2 protein-coding genes are annotated in these 1119 nt (G+C 39.9%); both read left to right on the top strand.

The window, feature by feature from the left end:
* A partial coding sequence (locus ABHN01_RS25655) for a transposase (protein WP_429877892.1) occupies positions 1–482 on the top strand: 482 nt, incomplete at its 5' end.
* On the top strand, positions 472–738 hold the full coding sequence (locus ABHN01_RS25650; protein WP_429877891.1) for a transposase: 267 nt from the start codon (positions 472–474) through the stop codon (positions 736–738). The genes ABHN01_RS25655 and ABHN01_RS25650, both read left to right, overlap by 11 nt.
* The last annotated feature ends 381 nt before the right edge of the window (positions 739–1119 follow it).

The raw sequence follows: 1119 nt of genomic DNA, 5'->3' as shown, positions 1-1119 counted from the left end.
ATCCCGCATTCGCTACCTGGGGAGCGAAATTTGATGAGTTCAGAAACAAAATCACTTGGTTTGGGTATAAGATTCACATTGCCGTCGATACGAACAGTGAAATACCAACAGCTCTTGAAGTAACACCAGCTCATGTCAAGGATGGTGGTCTGGGGCCCTTATTAGTAAAGGACCATGTGTCTAAGTTCAAGGAAATCCTGGATGTTGTCTTAATGGATGCTGGATACGATCAATTAAAAAATTACAAAATCGCTTTAAAATACGGTGCTCAAGCGCTCATCCCTTTGAACTTACGAAATGAGAAAGAACCGCCAGCCGGTTACTCATCAAATGGGACACCACGGTGTTCCATGGGGTATGACATGACGTATTGGGGATCAGAAAAGAACTATTTGAAATTCCGTTGCCCCCATGTCGTCGGAAAAGTAGATTGTCCACACGAACGGCTTGGTGTTCGGATCAAACTATGGCATGGTTTGTAAAATCAATGTAAAGGACAATGTCCGAAAGTTTTCTATTCCCCATCGAGATTCAGCCGAATGGAATCAACTTTATAAGGAACGAAACAGTGTTGAACGTTGCTTCTCACGCTTAAAAACAAATATGACAGCGAACAACCTGCATGTTCGAGGCAGAGAAAAAGTCAAAACACACGTACTTCTCAATGCCATTGTTTTATTAGCCTCAGTTTTAGGATGCATCGTTCAAAAGACGTTGAGACGGCTGCTTAAAAGCTGAAAAACTTAAATTCTGCAAGTATGCTCTTTTTCAAGATATTGCGATGAACATACGAGAAAAAGGCGATCGAAAATCAAAATTTTTAGTGAGTGGGGGCTATTTCTTTTAAGTTAGACCTTTAAAAGACTTATTTTGCAAAACCCTCAATCAACAAAAAACCTCCTGTATAATCAATTTACGCAATATTGCGCATATTGATTATCAGGAGGTGTCCCTCTACTTGGCACAGCTGTCCCTATTTCATGTCCGAAGTGTCCCTGAATTATGGCAGAGGTGTCCCTTTTCTATGGCAGTATTCAGTAATATGAATTTGGAAAAAAGGCCCTTCAGATTATTATAAACAGATAATGCCAGCATAATGAAACCTTAAAAGTACAAAAT

This window comes from Fictibacillus sp. NRS-1165, assembly GCF_050468105.1.
GTDB lineage: Bacteria > Bacillota > Bacilli > Bacillales > Fictibacillaceae > Fictibacillus_C > Fictibacillus_C terrinigri.
Note: the sequence above shows the minus strand (reverse complement) of the source record. Positions and strands in the feature narration are given on the sequence as shown.